The organism is Bradyrhizobium denitrificans (assembly GCF_013179005.1).
In the GTDB taxonomy this organism is placed as follows: Bacteria; Pseudomonadota; Alphaproteobacteria; order Rhizobiales; family Xanthobacteraceae; genus Bradyrhizobium; species Bradyrhizobium denitrificans.
Window position 1 is genome coordinate 12,230 of the sequence record NZ_JABFDP010000003.1, and the last position, 14,612, is coordinate 26,841.

General features: G+C 65.7%; 17 protein-coding genes. 9 read left to right on the forward strand and 8 right to left on the reverse strand.

Going from position 1 to position 14,612, the window contains the following annotated elements; genetic code table 11:
- Positions 1-133: 133 nt before the first annotated feature.
- The gene (locus HL671_RS03535) at positions 134-994 is read right to left on the reverse strand and encodes an SDR family oxidoreductase (protein WP_172235618.1); all 861 of its coding nucleotides are present in this window, start codon (positions 992-994) and stop codon (positions 134-136) included.
- Positions 995-1,073: 79 nt separating this feature from the next.
- On the opposite strand from HL671_RS03535, the gene HL671_RS03540 reads away from it, so the two are divergent.
- Positions 1,074-1,316, forward strand: a complete 243-nt coding sequence (locus HL671_RS03540) for a hypothetical protein (RefSeq protein ID WP_210263775.1) — start codon at positions 1,074-1,076, stop codon at positions 1,314-1,316.
- 103 nt (positions 1,317-1,419) lie between these two features.
- Here HL671_RS03540 and HL671_RS03545 read toward each other — a convergent pair whose 3' ends face one another.
- The 4 genes from HL671_RS03545 to HL671_RS03560 form a co-directional block, all read right to left on the reverse strand.
- Complete coding sequence (locus HL671_RS03545) at positions 1,420-1,575, reverse strand: hypothetical protein (RefSeq protein ID WP_172235620.1); 156 nt, start codon at positions 1,573-1,575, stop codon at positions 1,420-1,422.
- 25 nt (positions 1,576-1,600) lie between these two features.
- Positions 1,601-1,789 (reverse strand): DUF2934 domain-containing protein, encoded by a 189-nt coding sequence (locus HL671_RS03550; protein WP_172235621.1) that lies wholly within the window; start codon positions 1,787-1,789, stop codon positions 1,601-1,603.
- Between the two features lie 187 nt (positions 1,790-1,976).
- The gene (locus HL671_RS03555) at positions 1,977-2,333 is read right to left on the reverse strand and encodes a hypothetical protein (RefSeq protein WP_172235622.1); all 357 of its coding nucleotides are present in this window, start codon (positions 2,331-2,333) and stop codon (positions 1,977-1,979) included.
- A gap of 105 nt (positions 2,334-2,438) precedes the next feature.
- Positions 2,439-3,785 (reverse strand): histidine kinase, encoded by a 1,347-nt coding sequence (locus HL671_RS03560; protein ID WP_172235623.1) that lies wholly within the window; start codon positions 3,783-3,785, stop codon positions 2,439-2,441.
- Between the two features lie 154 nt (positions 3,786-3,939).
- Between HL671_RS03560 and HL671_RS03565 the strand changes: the two genes are divergently transcribed.
- Both HL671_RS03565 and fghA read left to right on the forward strand, forming a co-directional pair.
- Positions 3,940-4,560: a response regulator transcription factor gene (locus HL671_RS03565; protein ID WP_012045833.1), complete on the forward strand. Its 621-nt coding sequence runs from the start codon at positions 3,940-3,942 to the stop codon at positions 4,558-4,560.
- Positions 4,561-4,656: 96 nt separating this feature from the next.
- On the forward strand, positions 4,657-5,502 hold the full coding sequence (gene fghA, locus HL671_RS03570; RefSeq protein WP_172235624.1) for an S-formylglutathione hydrolase: 846 nt from the start codon (positions 4,657-4,659) through the stop codon (positions 5,500-5,502).
- Positions 5,503-6,449: 947 nt separating this feature from the next.
- Here the strand turns inward: fghA and HL671_RS03575 are convergent.
- Positions 6,450-6,929 (reverse strand): DUF3280 domain-containing protein, encoded by a 480-nt coding sequence (locus HL671_RS03575; RefSeq protein ID WP_041751643.1) that lies wholly within the window; start codon positions 6,927-6,929, stop codon positions 6,450-6,452.
- Positions 6,930-7,070: 141 nt separating this feature from the next.
- On the opposite strand from HL671_RS03575, the gene HL671_RS03580 reads away from it, so the two are divergent.
- From HL671_RS03580 to HL671_RS03600, 5 genes are all read left to right on the forward strand, one after another.
- A complete protein-coding gene (locus HL671_RS03580) occupies positions 7,071-8,273 on the forward strand; it encodes an ABC transporter substrate-binding protein (protein WP_172235625.1) in 1,203 nt (400 codons plus the stop codon).
- 296 nt (positions 8,274-8,569) lie between these two features.
- Positions 8,570-9,577 carry a YVTN family beta-propeller repeat protein gene (locus tag HL671_RS03585; protein WP_172235626.1) on the forward strand — a complete coding sequence of 336 codons (1,008 nt, stop codon included), beginning with the start codon at positions 8,570-8,572 and terminating at the stop codon, positions 9,575-9,577.
- Positions 9,578-9,636: 59 nt separating this feature from the next.
- Positions 9,637-10,416: an ABC transporter ATP-binding protein gene (locus tag HL671_RS03590; RefSeq protein ID WP_374050098.1), complete on the forward strand. Its 780-nt coding sequence runs from the start codon at positions 9,637-9,639 to the stop codon at positions 10,414-10,416.
- Positions 10,413-11,267 (forward strand): ABC transporter permease, encoded by an 855-nt coding sequence (locus HL671_RS03595; protein WP_172235628.1) that lies wholly within the window; start codon positions 10,413-10,415, stop codon positions 11,265-11,267. Before HL671_RS03590 ends, HL671_RS03595 begins: the two co-directional genes overlap by 4 nt.
- On the forward strand, positions 11,264-11,878 hold the full coding sequence (locus HL671_RS03600; protein ID WP_172235629.1) for a hypothetical protein: 615 nt from the start codon (positions 11,264-11,266) through the stop codon (positions 11,876-11,878). The genes HL671_RS03595 and HL671_RS03600 overlap by 4 nt, the downstream gene beginning before the upstream one ends.
- A gap of 188 nt (positions 11,879-12,066) precedes the next feature.
- Here the strand turns inward: HL671_RS03600 and HL671_RS03605 are convergent, their stop codons facing one another.
- Together HL671_RS03605 and HL671_RS03610 are read right to left on the reverse strand one after the other, a co-directional pair.
- Positions 12,067-12,630, reverse strand: a complete 564-nt coding sequence (locus HL671_RS03605) for a PQQ-dependent catabolism-associated CXXCW motif protein (protein ID WP_012045841.1) — start codon at positions 12,628-12,630, stop codon at positions 12,067-12,069.
- On the reverse strand, positions 12,627-13,502 hold the full coding sequence (locus HL671_RS03610) for a substrate-binding domain-containing protein (RefSeq protein ID WP_012045842.1): 876 nt from the start codon (positions 13,500-13,502) through the stop codon (positions 12,627-12,629). The genes HL671_RS03605 and HL671_RS03610 overlap by 4 nt, the downstream gene beginning before the upstream one ends.
- Before the next feature lie 164 nt (positions 13,503-13,666).
- Here HL671_RS03610 and HL671_RS03615 point away from each other — a divergent pair, with 164 nt between their 5' ends.
- Positions 13,667-14,596 (forward strand): quinoprotein relay system zinc metallohydrolase 2, encoded by a 930-nt coding sequence (locus HL671_RS03615; protein WP_172235630.1) that lies wholly within the window; start codon positions 13,667-13,669, stop codon positions 14,594-14,596.
- Positions 14,597-14,612: the final 16 nt, after the last annotated feature.

Consider the following 14,612-nt stretch of genomic DNA (forward strand, 5'->3'; position numbering starts at 1 on the left):
ATGCTGTCGGATGTCGGACAAATCGGACAAGCCGCGCGACGGGAGCGCAACGCTATCCATTGAATTGGACGGCCGCCGCGATCGCCGTTCGAGACAGTGAGCCCTTCGCGGGCTCTCGGCGCAGAGCGACGCCTCAGATGAACGGCTTACCGCCGGTGACGGCGACCGTCGTGCCCGACGTGTAGCTCGACAGCGGGTCGGCCAGCATCACATAGGCAGTGGCGAGCTCGGCCGGCTGGCCGGCGCGCTTCATGGGCACCTGCTGACCGAACGATGTCACCTTCTCCTCCGGCATCGTGGAGGGGATCAGCGGCGTCCAGATCGGACCGGGCGCCACCGCGTTGGCGCGGATGCCCTTGTCGGCGAGGATCTGAGCAAGGCCGCCGGTGAAATTCTGAATCGCGCCCTTGGTCGTGGCATAAGCCAGCAGACTGGGGTTGGGCATGTCGGAATTGACCGAGGCCGTATTGACGATCGCGCTGCCGGGCTTCATGTGCGGTACGGCCGCCTTGGTGAGATAGAACATCGCGTGGATGTTGGTGCGGAATGTCATCTCCCATTCGTCGTCAGAGATATCGCCGATCTCGCTGAAGGTCGCCTGATGCGCGGCGTTGTTGACCAGGATGTCGATGCCGCCGAGTTCGTCCACGGCGCGCTGGATGACCGCCCTGCAATGTGCGGAGTCCTGGATGTCGCCTGGCATCAGAACCGCCTTGCGGCCTTCCTTCTCGATCAGCCGCTGCACCTCCCTGGCATCGTCATGCTCCTCGAGATAGGCGATCAGGACGTCGGCGCCCTCGCGCGCATAAGCGATCGCGACCGCGCGGCCGATGCCGCTGTCGCCGCCGGTGATCACCGCCTTCTTGCCGCTGAGCTTGCCGGAGCCTTTGTAGCTGGTCTCGCCATGATCGGGCTTCGGCCGCATCTTGGCCGTCGTGCCCGGCATGACCTGTTGCTGCGGCGGAAAGGGCGGCGCGGGATCGTGGTCCGACATCAAAGCTCTCCTTGTGGGTGATGCAGATTCAATCGCAGCACCGAACCGGCGTTCCTGCAGCCCATCAGGTCGAGGCAGCGTGGCCGCCGCACGGAACGCGCGCGCCTCCGCGCGCATTGCCGTCCACGTGCTAGGCGAGAAGGACCATGCCATGGCGAAGGACCTGCCCATCAACGGACGCGAGCCGGATCGCTCCGAGGACGACATCCAGCGTGATCAGCTCGGCTCCCGCGGCATCCCCGGCGCGAAGGATCCGGCGACGATGACGCCGCAGCGCGACAAGAAGATGCCTGATGATGCCGATCCCGGACATCCGGCGTGATGCCACTGCAGTCGGGAAGAGCTGATCCGTGAGGACCTGACAACTCTCAGCCCATGGCAAGCAGCCATGGCAAGCCATCGAGGTGACGCTTGCACACCTCGCCTCAATGGGTGTTGCTCTCCGCCCATTGCTCGAGGTCCTTGGCTGCCTCGGAGCGCTGTTCTTTTTCCGGCTTCTCGGCCCAGGGCTTGTCGGTCTGCTTCATCGATCCCCAATCGCTCTCCTGGCGCGGGTTGTCTTTCGGCGTTTCCTTGCTCATCGCGGGTCCTTCCAGTTTATGATGTTCACCCCGGCAGAATTGTCTCTGGGGGTGCCGTGGCCTTGTCGTGCAGCTCGTCAGTCTCGCGGATATCGCGTTCAGCCTGAAACCAGAACTCATCCTCGCGACCGTCGGGACGCCCGGCCTGTTCCCACAATTGATGGGCACGCGCGCGAATCCTGTCCTGCAAATCCGTTTCGCTGGTCTGGTCCATGATGCTCCTCGCCTGAGACGCGCGCCCCTCTCCGGGGCTGGAGGGAGAGGAAGCGCGCAAGGCCATGACCGCCGCATGACCGGGGGAGCAATGACCGGCGGCAAGCGAAGTTCCAACATGGCAGCGCACGCGACGACAGGCAGCACCCGCGGATCTCAAGGGTGATTGATGTCGGTCACGCAGATAATCAGCTCAGATTGCCGGGCATGAAGCAGCGGATCGAGGTACCGAGTGTCCCCTTGATCGGCCACACCATCGTACGTCCCGCGCGGTTCGGCTCGGTGATGACGGCGTCGTCGGGCACAACGATCCATTCGCCGTCGAGCCGCACCCGGTAATGCGTGCCCTGCAGATCCCAATCGGGGTCGGACAGAGCCAATCCATCCGCGTCCGAGCAGCACGGCCCGCGCCCGCTTTTCAGGCTGTCGAACCAGCCCTTGAGTGGCGAGTTGGCAAAGCGGCCGTCATCGCGCGCGACGGCATGGTTGACGGACAGCGCAGCCAGCATGGCTGCGCCGTTCAGCGCAAGCAAGGTTCTCGTCATCGGATCACCGCAAGCAACCGGCGCGTGCTCAGAACTGTGGCTCGCGCGGATCGAACGTCGCCCGTTGAAATGCCCCGCCGGCGGGTTCGTTCCTACGTGCCGAACTCACGCCGCGTCGGCCGGCACCATCGCCTCGATGGTGACGCCGGTGCCGGTCGAGGCCACCGTCAAGGTGCCGCCGAGCGCCAGCAGCCGCTCGCGCATGCCGGTGAGACCGAAGCCGAGCTTGTGCTCGGGCGCGAGACCGCGGCCGTCATCGCGGACGCAGACCCGCGTATAGGTGCGCCGCTGCCCCGCCGCCACCTGCTGCTGCGGCTCGATGGTGACATCGACCGAGCTCGCCTCGGCATGGCGGAACACATTGGTCAGCGCCTCCTGGACCACGCGATAGACCGTCAGCTCGGCGGTCTCGTTGCTGCGGATGCCGGGATCGGTGAATCTGGTCTCGATCGCGACCTCAGGCCGGGACTCCCGCCACAGCCGCACCAGGGCGCCGAGCGCCTCGCGCAGGCCGAGCTCGGCAAGACCGACCGGGCGCAGCCGCTCCAGGATGCGGCGGTTGAACTGCTGCACCGCGTTGACCTGGTCGAGGATCGCCTGGCCGTGCCGGCGCATGGCGGCGACGTCGAGCGTCCCGCTCTCCGGCAGCCGCATCAAAGCGCTGGCATGCGCGCGCAGTGCGAACAGATGCGGCCCGAACTCGTCATGCAACTCGCGCGCGATCTCCTTGCGCTCAAGATCCTGCAGCGACACTGTCCGCTCGGCCAGACGGCGTTTCTCCTCCACGGCTTCGCCGAGCGCGCCAGCGAGATGGTTGAGCTTGGCGCAGAGCGCCGCAAGCTCCGGCGCGCCGCCCGGCTGCACCCGGGCATCATAGGCGCCCGCCTCGATCCGGCTCATCGCCTCCGACAGATCCGCCAGCGGCGCCAAAGCGCGGCCGACCACCAGCATCGTGATGCCGAAGATCGCCACCGCGATCGCCGAGCCGACGACCAGCTGGGTCGTGATGCCGTCCCAGATCTCGGCGATCTCGTCGTCCGGATGCGACGTGATCACCAGCGTCTCGGCCCGTCCCGCCACCAGGACAGGCATGCTGACCGAGGTCTTGTCCGGATGCACGAGCGCGATGAACCAGCTCGGCGCCGCACGGGCCGGCTCTCCGGGAGGCGGCGACTGACCGGGCATCGCCTGCCGGCGCACGCTCACATGGCGCAACTGACCGAGATCGCCGACGATCCGGTCAAGCCGGGCGCCCGGGTCCGGCGCCTCATTGACCTCGTCCATGATGGTCTCGACGAAGGCGCGGGTCAGGCGGATCACGCTCTGATCCTCCGCCAGGACGCGCGGCGCCGCCTCCAGCACGAGACGGCCGATGTTGATGGCGAGCCCCAAGGTCAGCACCAGCGCGAGCAGCACGTTGATACGGGTCCGCAACGACCAATTCTGCCACATTATCTCCGCCCCGCCGCCATCCCGTTCATACGCACTCACATTGACAGACAATTCCGTCGGCGATCTAATTGCAACATGATGCAACATCGCGCAGCATGCATCCATGATGCATCGCAACAATGACGCGAGGCGGAAAGTCCGGGACCCCAAGGCCATGCGCGTACTGATCGTGGACGATCATCCCATTGTTGCGTCGGGGTGCCGTGCCCTGCTGTCAACCGATCCGGATCTTGAGCTGCTCGAAGCTTCGGATGCCGAGAGCGGCGAGGCGAGCTTCGTGGCGCGGCGGCCGGATGTCAGCGTCATCGACATCAACCTGCCGACCGTGTCGGGTTTTGAACTGGCGCGGCGCATCCTGGCGCATGAGGCCAGCGCCCGGCTCATCATGTTCAGCATGAACGACGACCCGGTGTTCGCGGCCCGCGCCATCGATATCGGCGCCAAGGGCTATGTCTCCAAGAGCGGCGATCCGAACGATCTTGCCGAGGCGATCCGCGAGGTCGCACGTGGCGGCAGCTATCTGCCACCGGCGATTGCGCGCAGCATCGCGTTTGCAGGCGCGACGGTGGCGCAGAGCCCGCTGGCGAAGCTGACGCCGCGCGAACTCGAAATTCTCCGCCTGCTCAGCGCCGGCAAGAGCCTGTCCGAGATTGCCTGGCTGATCCACTCATCCTACAAGACCGTTGCCAACACCTCGTCGATCATCCGCCAGAAGCTCGGCGTGAGAACGTCCGGCGAGCTGGTGCGCCTGGCCATCGAGAACGGCGTGGCCTGAGTTGCGTCGATTGAACCATTGACCAAGGTTGGCGACATGCTGCGCCAGCCGCCCTGACATCATCGCTCAACAGTCATCGCTCAACAGGATGCTTCCATGACGCTCACGACCGTCTCCCAGAACAAGGCCCATGGTGGCATCCAGGGCGTGTACCGGCACGCCAGCCAGGAGACCAAGACTGAGATGACGTTCTCGGTGTTCGTGCCGGCGCATGATGCGGGCGCGAAACTGCCGGTGGTCTGGTATCTCTCCGGCCTGACCTGCACTCCTGCCAATGTCACCGAGAAAGGCGAGTTCCGCGCCGCCTGCGCCGAGCTCGGCCTGATCTTCGTCGCCCCCGACACCTCGCCGCGCGGCGACGGCGTGCCCGGCGATCCCAACAATGCCTATGATTTCGGCCTCGGCGCCGGCTTCTATGTCGATGCGACGCAGGAGCCGTTCGCGAAGAACTATCGCATGTGGAGCTACGTCACCGAGGAACTGCCGAGCGTGGTCGCGGCCAGTTTCCCGATCGATCCGCGCCGGCAGTCGATCATGGGCCACTCGATGGGCGGCCATGGCGCGCTCACCGTGGCGTTGCGCAACCCGGACCGCTACCGGGCGGCCAGCGCGTTCGCGCCGATCGTCGCGCCCTCCCAGGTGCCGTGGGGCGAGAAGGCCCTGGGCGGCTATCTCGGCGCGGACAAGGCGGCCTGGCGCAAGCACGATGCCGTGGCGCTGATCGAGGACGGCGCCCGCCTCTCCGATCTGCTGGTCGATGTCGGCGATGCCGACCAGTTCCTGGCGCAGCAGCTGCGGCCCGAGCTCCTCAAGGCCGCCTGTGAGAAAGCCAACATCCCGCTGCTGCTGCGCAAGCAGGACGGCTACGACCACAGCTACTACTTCATCTCCACCTTCATGGGCGACCATCTGCGCTGGCACGCGGCCCGGCTCGGGCGCTGACACCAGCGCGCACCTGATTTGCCCGGCGGGCGCGATGACGTGCGCGCCGGGCTCGCTTGTGGTCGCCGCCGGTCTCGTTTCAGCTGCGCGCAGACCGTAATTTCGGCAGGCCGCGCAACGCCATCAGCCCTGTCCAGTTGGCGGACGAAAAAGATTAAACTTTCGGTTTTTCCAAAAACATGATTGTGTAGCCCCATCCCGCCTCGTCGAGAGGGCGTATCGCGGTCGTCACGAACGTGGAGGTGGGGATGCGGTGGACGCCGGCGGCGCGCAGCATGGTCGGGGCATAACATGTCCAGGAGCATGTGGACGAACACGTCACGGCGTACGGCCAAGTCGCGCGGTCCTGAGCATCCCGAAGCCGATGCCCCCGCGGCGGCGCGCGATCAGCGTGCTGTCGCGCACGGTGACCAGAAAGCCCGGCGCACCGGGGAGCACGCGAAGCAACCGTGAAAACCATCGCGCAGGGAGGGCCGGGATGTTCCCAGCCGAACCTGTGGTACCTGCCGCCTGCTTTTGTCTTCGCAGGCGGGCCATGGGGGCGGCAGGCTCCCGGCCTTCCCTGCGCCTCTCTGGTTTCCGAGGGGCGATCGATACGCACAGCTCGGGCGTCGTCCGCCGCGAGGATGCAGCCTCATGCCTGTCAATGCCATGGTCGATCAGATCGACGCAACATCGGGGCCTCATGGTTCGAGACACGCCGTCGCGTGCATCGATGGTGTGGCAGGCTTCAGCGCGCGGCGCTCCTCACCATGAGGATCGGGCACCCAAATCGACGCGGCACATGGGCCATGACCCGCGTACTCATGGAGAGGGGCTCGGCAGCAGTTTCGGCGAGCAATGTCTTGGATTTCGCCGCGCACTCACGCCTCATCCTGAGGAGCCCGCCTTTGGGCGGGCGTCGCGAAGGATGGCCACATCCACCGGCCGGGCGATGCCCTCGTCGCCTATTGCGCCTGCGGCGCGCCGTAGTTCGGCGCCAGGAGGCGATTGCGGACCAGCCAGGCCATGGTGCGCGTCCAGGACTCGTCGGTATTGCCGCGCATGTCGGCGGTCATGGCCGCGACCGGCTGGCCGGTGTGAGCGTCGCGCAAATAGATGTTCATGTTGAGGATCAGATTGGACACTTTCTGCACCGTCCCGGTCATCGCGAGATCGGCCCCGAGATCGGCAGCGAGCTTGACGTCACAGCCGCCGCAGGCCTGCAGATTGCTATGGTGCGCCGCATCGTTAACAGGGCCGATGTCGAGCACGCGAAATTGTCCGGAGTCGCGGAGCGCGGCGCGGAGTTGCTCGCCCGCCTGGGCCAACCGCCGCTGCTCGTCCTGGCGCGGGCCCTGCACCTCGCCCTGCAGGCTGCTGTCGATCAGCTCGAAGTCGAAGACGGCCACCTTGGGCGGCTCGGCATGCACAGATGCTGCTGAGATGAGGAGCAGCGACGCGAGGACGAAGGCGAGTTTCAAGGTCGTGATCCGAAATGATGCCACAGCGGCCAAAAGCGGGGTTGAAAGCTAGGCCAATTCGGTCATCTTGCAACATGAAACCTCGCCAAGACAGGACGGGGAACAATGGGAGGACTTGTGGTCCTGGGAGTTCTGGCCCGATGCCTGATCGGCGCGATCGGCCTCTTTGCGACCGCGGCGCACGCCGCGGAGCCCGTCGACATTGCGATCGGCTATCTCGGCCGCGCCGGCGTGCCGCAGACCTTGTCGCCGCTCGACCAGCCGGCGCCCGATGACGGCGTGGCCGGCGCGCGGCTCGCCATTGAGGACAACAACACCACCGGCAAATTCCTCAACCAGCGCTTCACCCTGATCGATCGTCGCGTGAAGGACGACGAGGACGCCGCACAGGCCGCCAATGAGCTGGCCGGCAAGACCGGCTTCATCCTCGCCGACCTGCCGGCCGATACGCTGCTCAAGGTTGCTGATGCCTTGCGCGGACGCGGCACCACCCTGCTCAATGTCGGTTCAACCGACGATCGGCTGCGCGAGCAGGATTGCCGCGCCAACGTGCTCCATGTCGCGCCGACGCGCTCGATGCTGGCCGATGGCCTGGCGCAATATCTGGTCTGGAAGCAATGGAAGCGCTGGCTGCTCGTCACCGGCTCACATGACAATGACAAACTGTTCGCCGACGCGCTGCGCCGCGCCGCCACCCGCTTCGGCGCCAAGATCGTCGAGGAGCGCAGCTTCGAGGACACTGGCGGCGCCCGCCGCACCGATTCCGGCGTCACCCTGATCCAGCGCCAGATGCCGGTGTTCACGCAGAAGGCGCCGGCCTATGACGTCCTCGTCGCCGCCGATGAGAGCGAGGTGTTCGCCAACTATCTGCCCTACCGCACCTGGGATCCGCGCCCGGTCGCCGGCTCCGCGGGACTGCGGCCCACCAGTTGGGACCCGGCGCAGGACCAATGGGGCGCGACGCAGTTGCAGAACCGCTTCATGAAGCTGGCCTCGCGCCGCATGGACGCCCTGGACATGCAGGCCTGGATGGCCGTGCGCATGGTCGGCGAGGCGGCCTCTCGCACCAATTCCGGCGACGCCAAGGCGATGGCCGACTACCTCAAGGGCCCGAACTTCACCATCGCCGCCTTCAAGGGCACGAGGCTCTCCTTGCGCGACTGGAACCTGCAACTGCGCCAACCGATCCTTTTGGCCGACGGCCGCATGATCGTCTCGGTCTCGCCGCAGGAAGGTTTCCTGCACCAGGTCTCCGAGCTGGACACGCTCGGCGTCGACCGCCCCGAAACCAAGTGCAAGCTGCAATGATGTCGGATCTGATCATGCTGATGAAGATGTTGAGTCCGACACGCTGGAAGCGTTTCCATTGGCAGGGTGACCGGTATGGATCCGTCCGCCAGGCAATGACCAACGACGACGCGAGCGCGATGCCCGCCTCTCCCCGCCTGCGGGGAGAGGACGGATTGCATCGGAGATGCAATCCGGGTGAGGGGGGCTCTCCGCACGCCGTGCTCACGGAGACGGCCCCTCTCCCCGTGAAGACCGGGGAGAGGGAGCGCACCGTCCGTGCCGCGAGATCTCGAATTTATCTTACGAAGGGCCGAATGAGAGAATTGTGCCGCAGGCAGTTCGCCAGGGGCCTGCGACTGGCAGCCGGCCTGCTCGCCGCCGCGCTGTTGCTGGCGCAGGCATCCCCCGCCTCCGCCTATGTCGCCTTCGTCTCCAACGAGAAGGGCAACACGGTCTCCGTCATCGACACCGACACCTGGACCGTGACCAAGACCATCAAGGTCGGCCAGCGGCCGCGCGGCATCGCGTTCACCCGTGACGGCAAGTTCGTGATGGTGGCGGTCGGCGACGACGACACGATCCAGGTGATCGATGCCAAGAAGATGGAGGTGGTGGACACCCTGCCCTCCGGTCCCGATCCCGAGCTGTTCGCGCAGGATGCGGCCGGCAAGACGCTCTATGTGGCGAACGAGAACGACAACACCGTCACGGTGCTCGACCTCGAGAAGCGCGTCCGCATCGGCGACGTCCAAGTCGGCGTCGAGCCGGAAGGCATGATGCTCAGTCCGGACGGCAAGATCCTGATCTGCACCTCCGAGACCACCAACATGGCGCATTTCATCGACACGGCGACGCGCAAGATCGTCGCCAACGTGCTGGTCGATGCGCGGCCGCGCTATGCCGAGTTCAAGACCGACGGATCGGAGCTGTGGGTCTCGGCCGAAATCGGCGGCACGGTCTCGATCATCGATCCGGCCAAGCGCGAGGTCACCGGCAAGATCAAGTTCGCCGTGCCGGGCCTGCGCAGCGAGGCGATCCAGCCGGTCGGCATCAGCCTGACGAAGGATGGCAAGACCGGCTTCGTCGCACTCGGCCCCGCCAACCGCGTCGCTGTCGTCGACGGCGCCACGCATGAGGTGAAGAAATATCTCCTGGTCGGTCAGCGCGTCTGGCACATGGAGTTCACGCCCGACGAGAAATATCTGCTCGTCACCAACGGCGTCTCCAACGACGTGTCGGTGATCGACGTGGCGGCGCAGAAGGTGATCAAGACCATCCAGGTCGGCGAACTGCCCTGGGGCATCACGATTGCACAACCATGACGCTCAACGCACCCGCTCTCGATTCCACAACCTCGGCACCACAGCCGACGTCCAATCAGGTGCCAGCGCTGTCGGTCGCTGGCGTCAGTCATTCCTACGGCGCCCGCAAGGCGCTCAACGATGTCAGCTTCGCGGTGCGGCCGGCAAGCTTCACCGCCCTGCTCGGCCTCAACGGCGCTGGCAAGAGCACGCTGTTCTCGCTGATCACCCGCCTGTTCGCGGTGCAGACCGGGCATATCGGCATTTTCGGCCATGACATCGGCCGCACGCCGGGCGAGGCGCTGCGGCTGCTTGGCGTCGTGTTCCAGCCGCGCACGCTCGATCTCGATCTGTCGCTGACCCAGAACCTGCTCTATCACGCCGCGCTGCATGGCATAGCGCGCCGCGAGGCCCGCGCGCGCAGCGCGGAGCTGCTCGCGCGGATCGGCCTCGCCGACCGCGCTGGCAACAAGGTGCGCGATCTCTCCGGCGGCCAGATGCGCCGGCTGGAGATCGCCCGCGCCCTGCTGCATCGGCCACGGCTGTTGCTGCTCGACGAGGCGACGGTCGGGCTCGACGTCAAGGCCCGCGCCGATATCGTCGGTCATGTCCGCCAGCTCGTCACCGAACAGGGCATCGGCGTGCTCTGGGCGACGCATCTGTTCGACGAGATCGCCGCGACCGACGATCTCGTCGTGTTGCATCAGGGCCGCGTCCTGGCGCGCGGACCGGTGCCGCAGGTGATCGCCGAGGCTGGCGCGGCGGATGTCAATGCGGCGTTCGCGCGGCTGACGACCCAGGCCAGTCCGTCCAGTGTCAATCCGGTCAGTGTCAATCCGGCGCGGAGTGCGGACGCATGACCCTCACCACCATTCATCCCGCCACGCCGACCCGCAGCGGCTTTTCCGCCGGCGAGTATATCACCTGCCTCACCGGCATCGTCTGGCGCGAGGGCTTGCGTTTCCTGCATCAGCGCGAGCGTTTCGTCTCGGCGCTGGTGCGACCGCTGGTCTGGCTGTTCATCTTCGCCGCCGGCTTCCGACAGGTGCTCGGCATCTCGATCATCACGCCTTACGAGACCTACATTCTCTATGAGGTCTATATCGCGCCAGGCCTGATGGCGATGATCCAGCTGTTCAACGGCATGCAGTCGTCGCTGTCCATGGTCTACGACCGCGAGATGGGCAATATGCGCACGCTGCTCGTCAGCCCGCTGCCGCGCGGCTACCTGCTGTTCTGCAAGCTGCTCGCCGGCACCGCCGTCTCCGTGCTGCAGGTCTATGCGTTTCTCGCCATCGCCTGGTTCTGGGACATCACACCGCCGCCGATGGGCTACCTCACGGTGCTGCCCGCCCTGATCCTGTCCGGCCTGATGCTCGGCGCGCTGGGCATGCTGATCTCCTCCGGCATCAAGCAGCTGGAGAATTTCGCCGGCGTGATGAACTTCGTGATCTTTCCGATGTTCTTCGCCTCCTCGGCGCTCTACCCGCTGTGGCGCGTCGAGGAAGGCAGCCCCTGGCTCGCTTATCTCTGCGAAGCCAATCCATTCACCCATGCGGTCGAGCTCATTCGCTTCGCCCTCTACGGCAAGTTGAACTGGGTCTCTCTGGCCGTGGTCGGCGGCTGTACGGCCGTGTTCATGATCGGCGCGATCCTGGCCTACGATCCGTCGCGTGGTTTTGTCAGGCGTGGTCCCGGAGGCGAGGCATGAGGTCGAGAGCTGTGTTGGCGGGGATCGTGCTCATGGCGGCGTCGGCCGCGCCTGCCCTGGGCGCCGATCCGCGCTATCCCGACTGGCCCTGCCCGCAGGCCAAGGTGCCGGAGATCTCGATCGCCGCGGTCTGGTCGGGCCCAGCGATCGATGACGTCGGCACGAGTTGGAAGGACGACGCCAAGATCGCGGAACTTGTCGCCAAGCTCGCCGCGCGCCGCATCCCGCTGGAACAGGCGCAGAAGGACATTTCCGATTTCCTCACCGGCACAGCGGAAGAGAAGACCCGCAAGGGCAAGCTGCTGTTCGCAGGCCTGTTCGATACGCTGAACGCACAACGGACCTCGGTCATGAACGGCCTGGAGCGCGTCATGCGCAAGCAGCGTGAGGCGGTCGAGAAGGTCCGCGGCGACACCATTGCGCTGCAGGAGATGCAAAGCAGCGCGACGCGCGACGAGGCCAAGATCGAGGAGTTGGGCAATCAGCTCAACTGGGAGACGCGCATCTTCGAGGACCGCCGTCGCGTGATGAAATTCGTCTGCGAGGTCCCGACCGCCATCGACCAGCGCCTGTTCGCACTCGCCCGCGAGATCCAGCAGGACATGGAGTAGCTGCGGTGTCGTCGCTCGCCACAACAAGGGACCATGAGCGAGTGCACCGCCCCCTCCACGTCCTCATGCGCAGGCCTGACGCGCGCATCCACGTCTTTCCGCGTGGCACGACGTCGATGGCCGGGACAAGCCCGGCCATCACGAGCCAAACAACTGACGATGTGACGCGCGGTCACGAGCCGGGGCGCTCACTCCTCCGGCCGCGGCTCGGGCTGCGTCTGCTGCAACGGCAGGTCGGCGCGGGCCCAGCCGTCGGTCCCGTCGGGATACCAGGCGACGGCACGATAGCCATAGGTCAGCGCCCGCTTGGCGGCGTTCCAGGACATCCAGCAGTCCTCAAGACAGTAGAATACGAGCATGCGGCCGAGATCGCCGCCCGACGCCTGGGCCAGGCCGCGCTTCAAATAGTCCTCCGTCGCCGCCGCCAGCACGCCATAGCCGGTGTCCGGCAGCCAGATGCTGCCGGGAATGTCGAGACGCGGCTGCTCGCGCCAGACTGTGCCGACGGGGAGGCTTTTCGGCTTCGGCGGCCGCGGCAGGACATCGATAAAGGCCGCGGATTTCGTCCGCCAGATCGCTTCGGTCTCCGACGTGGACAGCACCCGCGCGCCGTTGAGCGTCGTCGGCACCGGCGCGCGGTAGTTCTCGGTGCGATAGCCGGGCGGCTCCGCCACGAGATCGTCAGCCCACGCGGCCACCGCGATCAGCAGCAGCGCGGCCGCCAGGACAATCGCGGTGAGCCGAACGATCATGGCTTCGCCGCAGCTTCGGCGGTGATCAGATGATTGCTCTCATCGAGCAGCGGCACACCGAAATCCAGCAGGATCTTGTTGATCTCGCCCTGGTTCTCCTGGATCAGCTTGTTGAGCTGCCGCCGCCAGTTCTGGTCGGCGCCGCGCACGCCCATGGCGATGCGGTAGATCAGCTTCGGGCCGGACGTCTCCTTGACCAACGGCGTCACGTGCAATTGCGGGTTTGCCTGCTTGGCGTAATAGCCGGCCATCGGGCCCCACAGCACGCCGGCATCGATCTCACCGGATTTCAGGTCGTTGATCATCGCCTCGGCCGACGAATCCACCCGGGTATCGATCATCAACGGATAGGGCTTTGCCGTCGGCATCAGCCCGGCGAGCGCCATGTTGGTCGCTGGCGGCGTGCCGGCCACGATGCCGATATGCTTGCCCTTGAGCTTGGGGTCTTCCAGCGTGGTGACATCGGCAAGATCGGAGCCCGGCTTGGTCACGATCGCATAGGCCGTCCGGTAATAGGGGCTCGTGCTCTGCACCAGATCATCCCCTTGCGGGAAGCCCATGATCACGTCGCAGCGATGCGAGCCGAGCGTCATGCGCACGAAACCCGTCGCCTGCGGGAAGAACGTGTAATCGACCTTCTTCTGCAGCTTGACGGCGAGGAACTCGGCGAGCTTGTTCTCGAAGCCTTCGCCCTTCTCGTTCGAGAACGGCAGGTTGCGCGGGTCGGCGCAGACCCGGAGCACCTTCGGGTCGACCAGCTCGATCGACAGGTCCAGCCCGTCATTGCTCTGCGCGTGAGACGCAACTGGTCCGAGCAGCGAGAGCCCCGCGGCCACAGCCAGCGAGCACGCGAGTTTGCGACGTTTCGTCATTGTTATTTCCATCCCTATGGAGCGCATCGAGGTATTTTTGGAAATGCTAGGCTGCCGGCCTCGCGCACGCAACAGCCCCTGTCATCGCGAAGAGTTGACCCCGTGCTGCACCGCAACGTCTGCAAGAACGAGAACACGATGTCTCATGCGAGCAAGGCCATCCGATGGTGACGCAATGGATCATCGCCATCATCATGGCGTGGGGCGCCGTTGCGCTCGGCGACGTCGCGCAGGCCGAGACACGGGAGCTTCCTGTCGAGGAGATCGCGTCCGGGGTGTTCGTCCATATCGGACAGACCGCGTTGATGACCGCGGAGAACGAAGGTGCCATCGCGAATGTCGGATTTGTCATCGGCAGCGATGCCGTTGCAGTGATCGATACCGGCGGCAGCGTCCGCGAGGGACGCGCTTTGCTGGCGGCGATCCGCGCCCGCAGCAGCAAGCCGATCCGCTACGTCATCAACACTCACGCCCATCCCGACCACATCTTCGGCAATGCCGCGTTCCAGGTGGACGACGCCCGCTTCGTCGGCGCGAAGAACCTGTCCCGGGCGATCGCCGTGCGCGGGCCGCATTACATCGAGGCCTTTCGTCGCTTGATGGGTGCCGAACTCATCGACGAGATCCGCCTGGTGCCGCCATCGCTTGTCGTCGAGGATCACCTGTCGCTCGATCTGGGCGGGAGGACTCTGACCTTGAAGGCCTGGAGTACCGCTCATAGCGACTGCGACCTGACCGTCACCGACGACGAGAGCGGGACGTTGTTTGCTGGGGACCTGGTTTTCCTGCGTCACATCCCCGTGATGGACGGCAGTCTGCGCGGCTGGATCGCGGACATCGCGGCCCTGGCGACCATCACCGCCGCGCGCGTGGTACCCGGCCACGGGCCGGTCAGCCCATGGCCGCTGGCACTCACCGACGAACGCCGCTACCTCGACACATTGGCCCATGACGTTCGCGGGCTGATCAAGGCGGGCAAGCCGATCGCCGAGGCCGCAGGCGCCGCCGGATCGGAACGCGGCAAATGGGAGCTGTTCGACGACTACAATGCCCGCAATGCCACCGCGGCGTTCTCGGAAATGGAATGGGAATGAGGCCGAGGACGCGTTA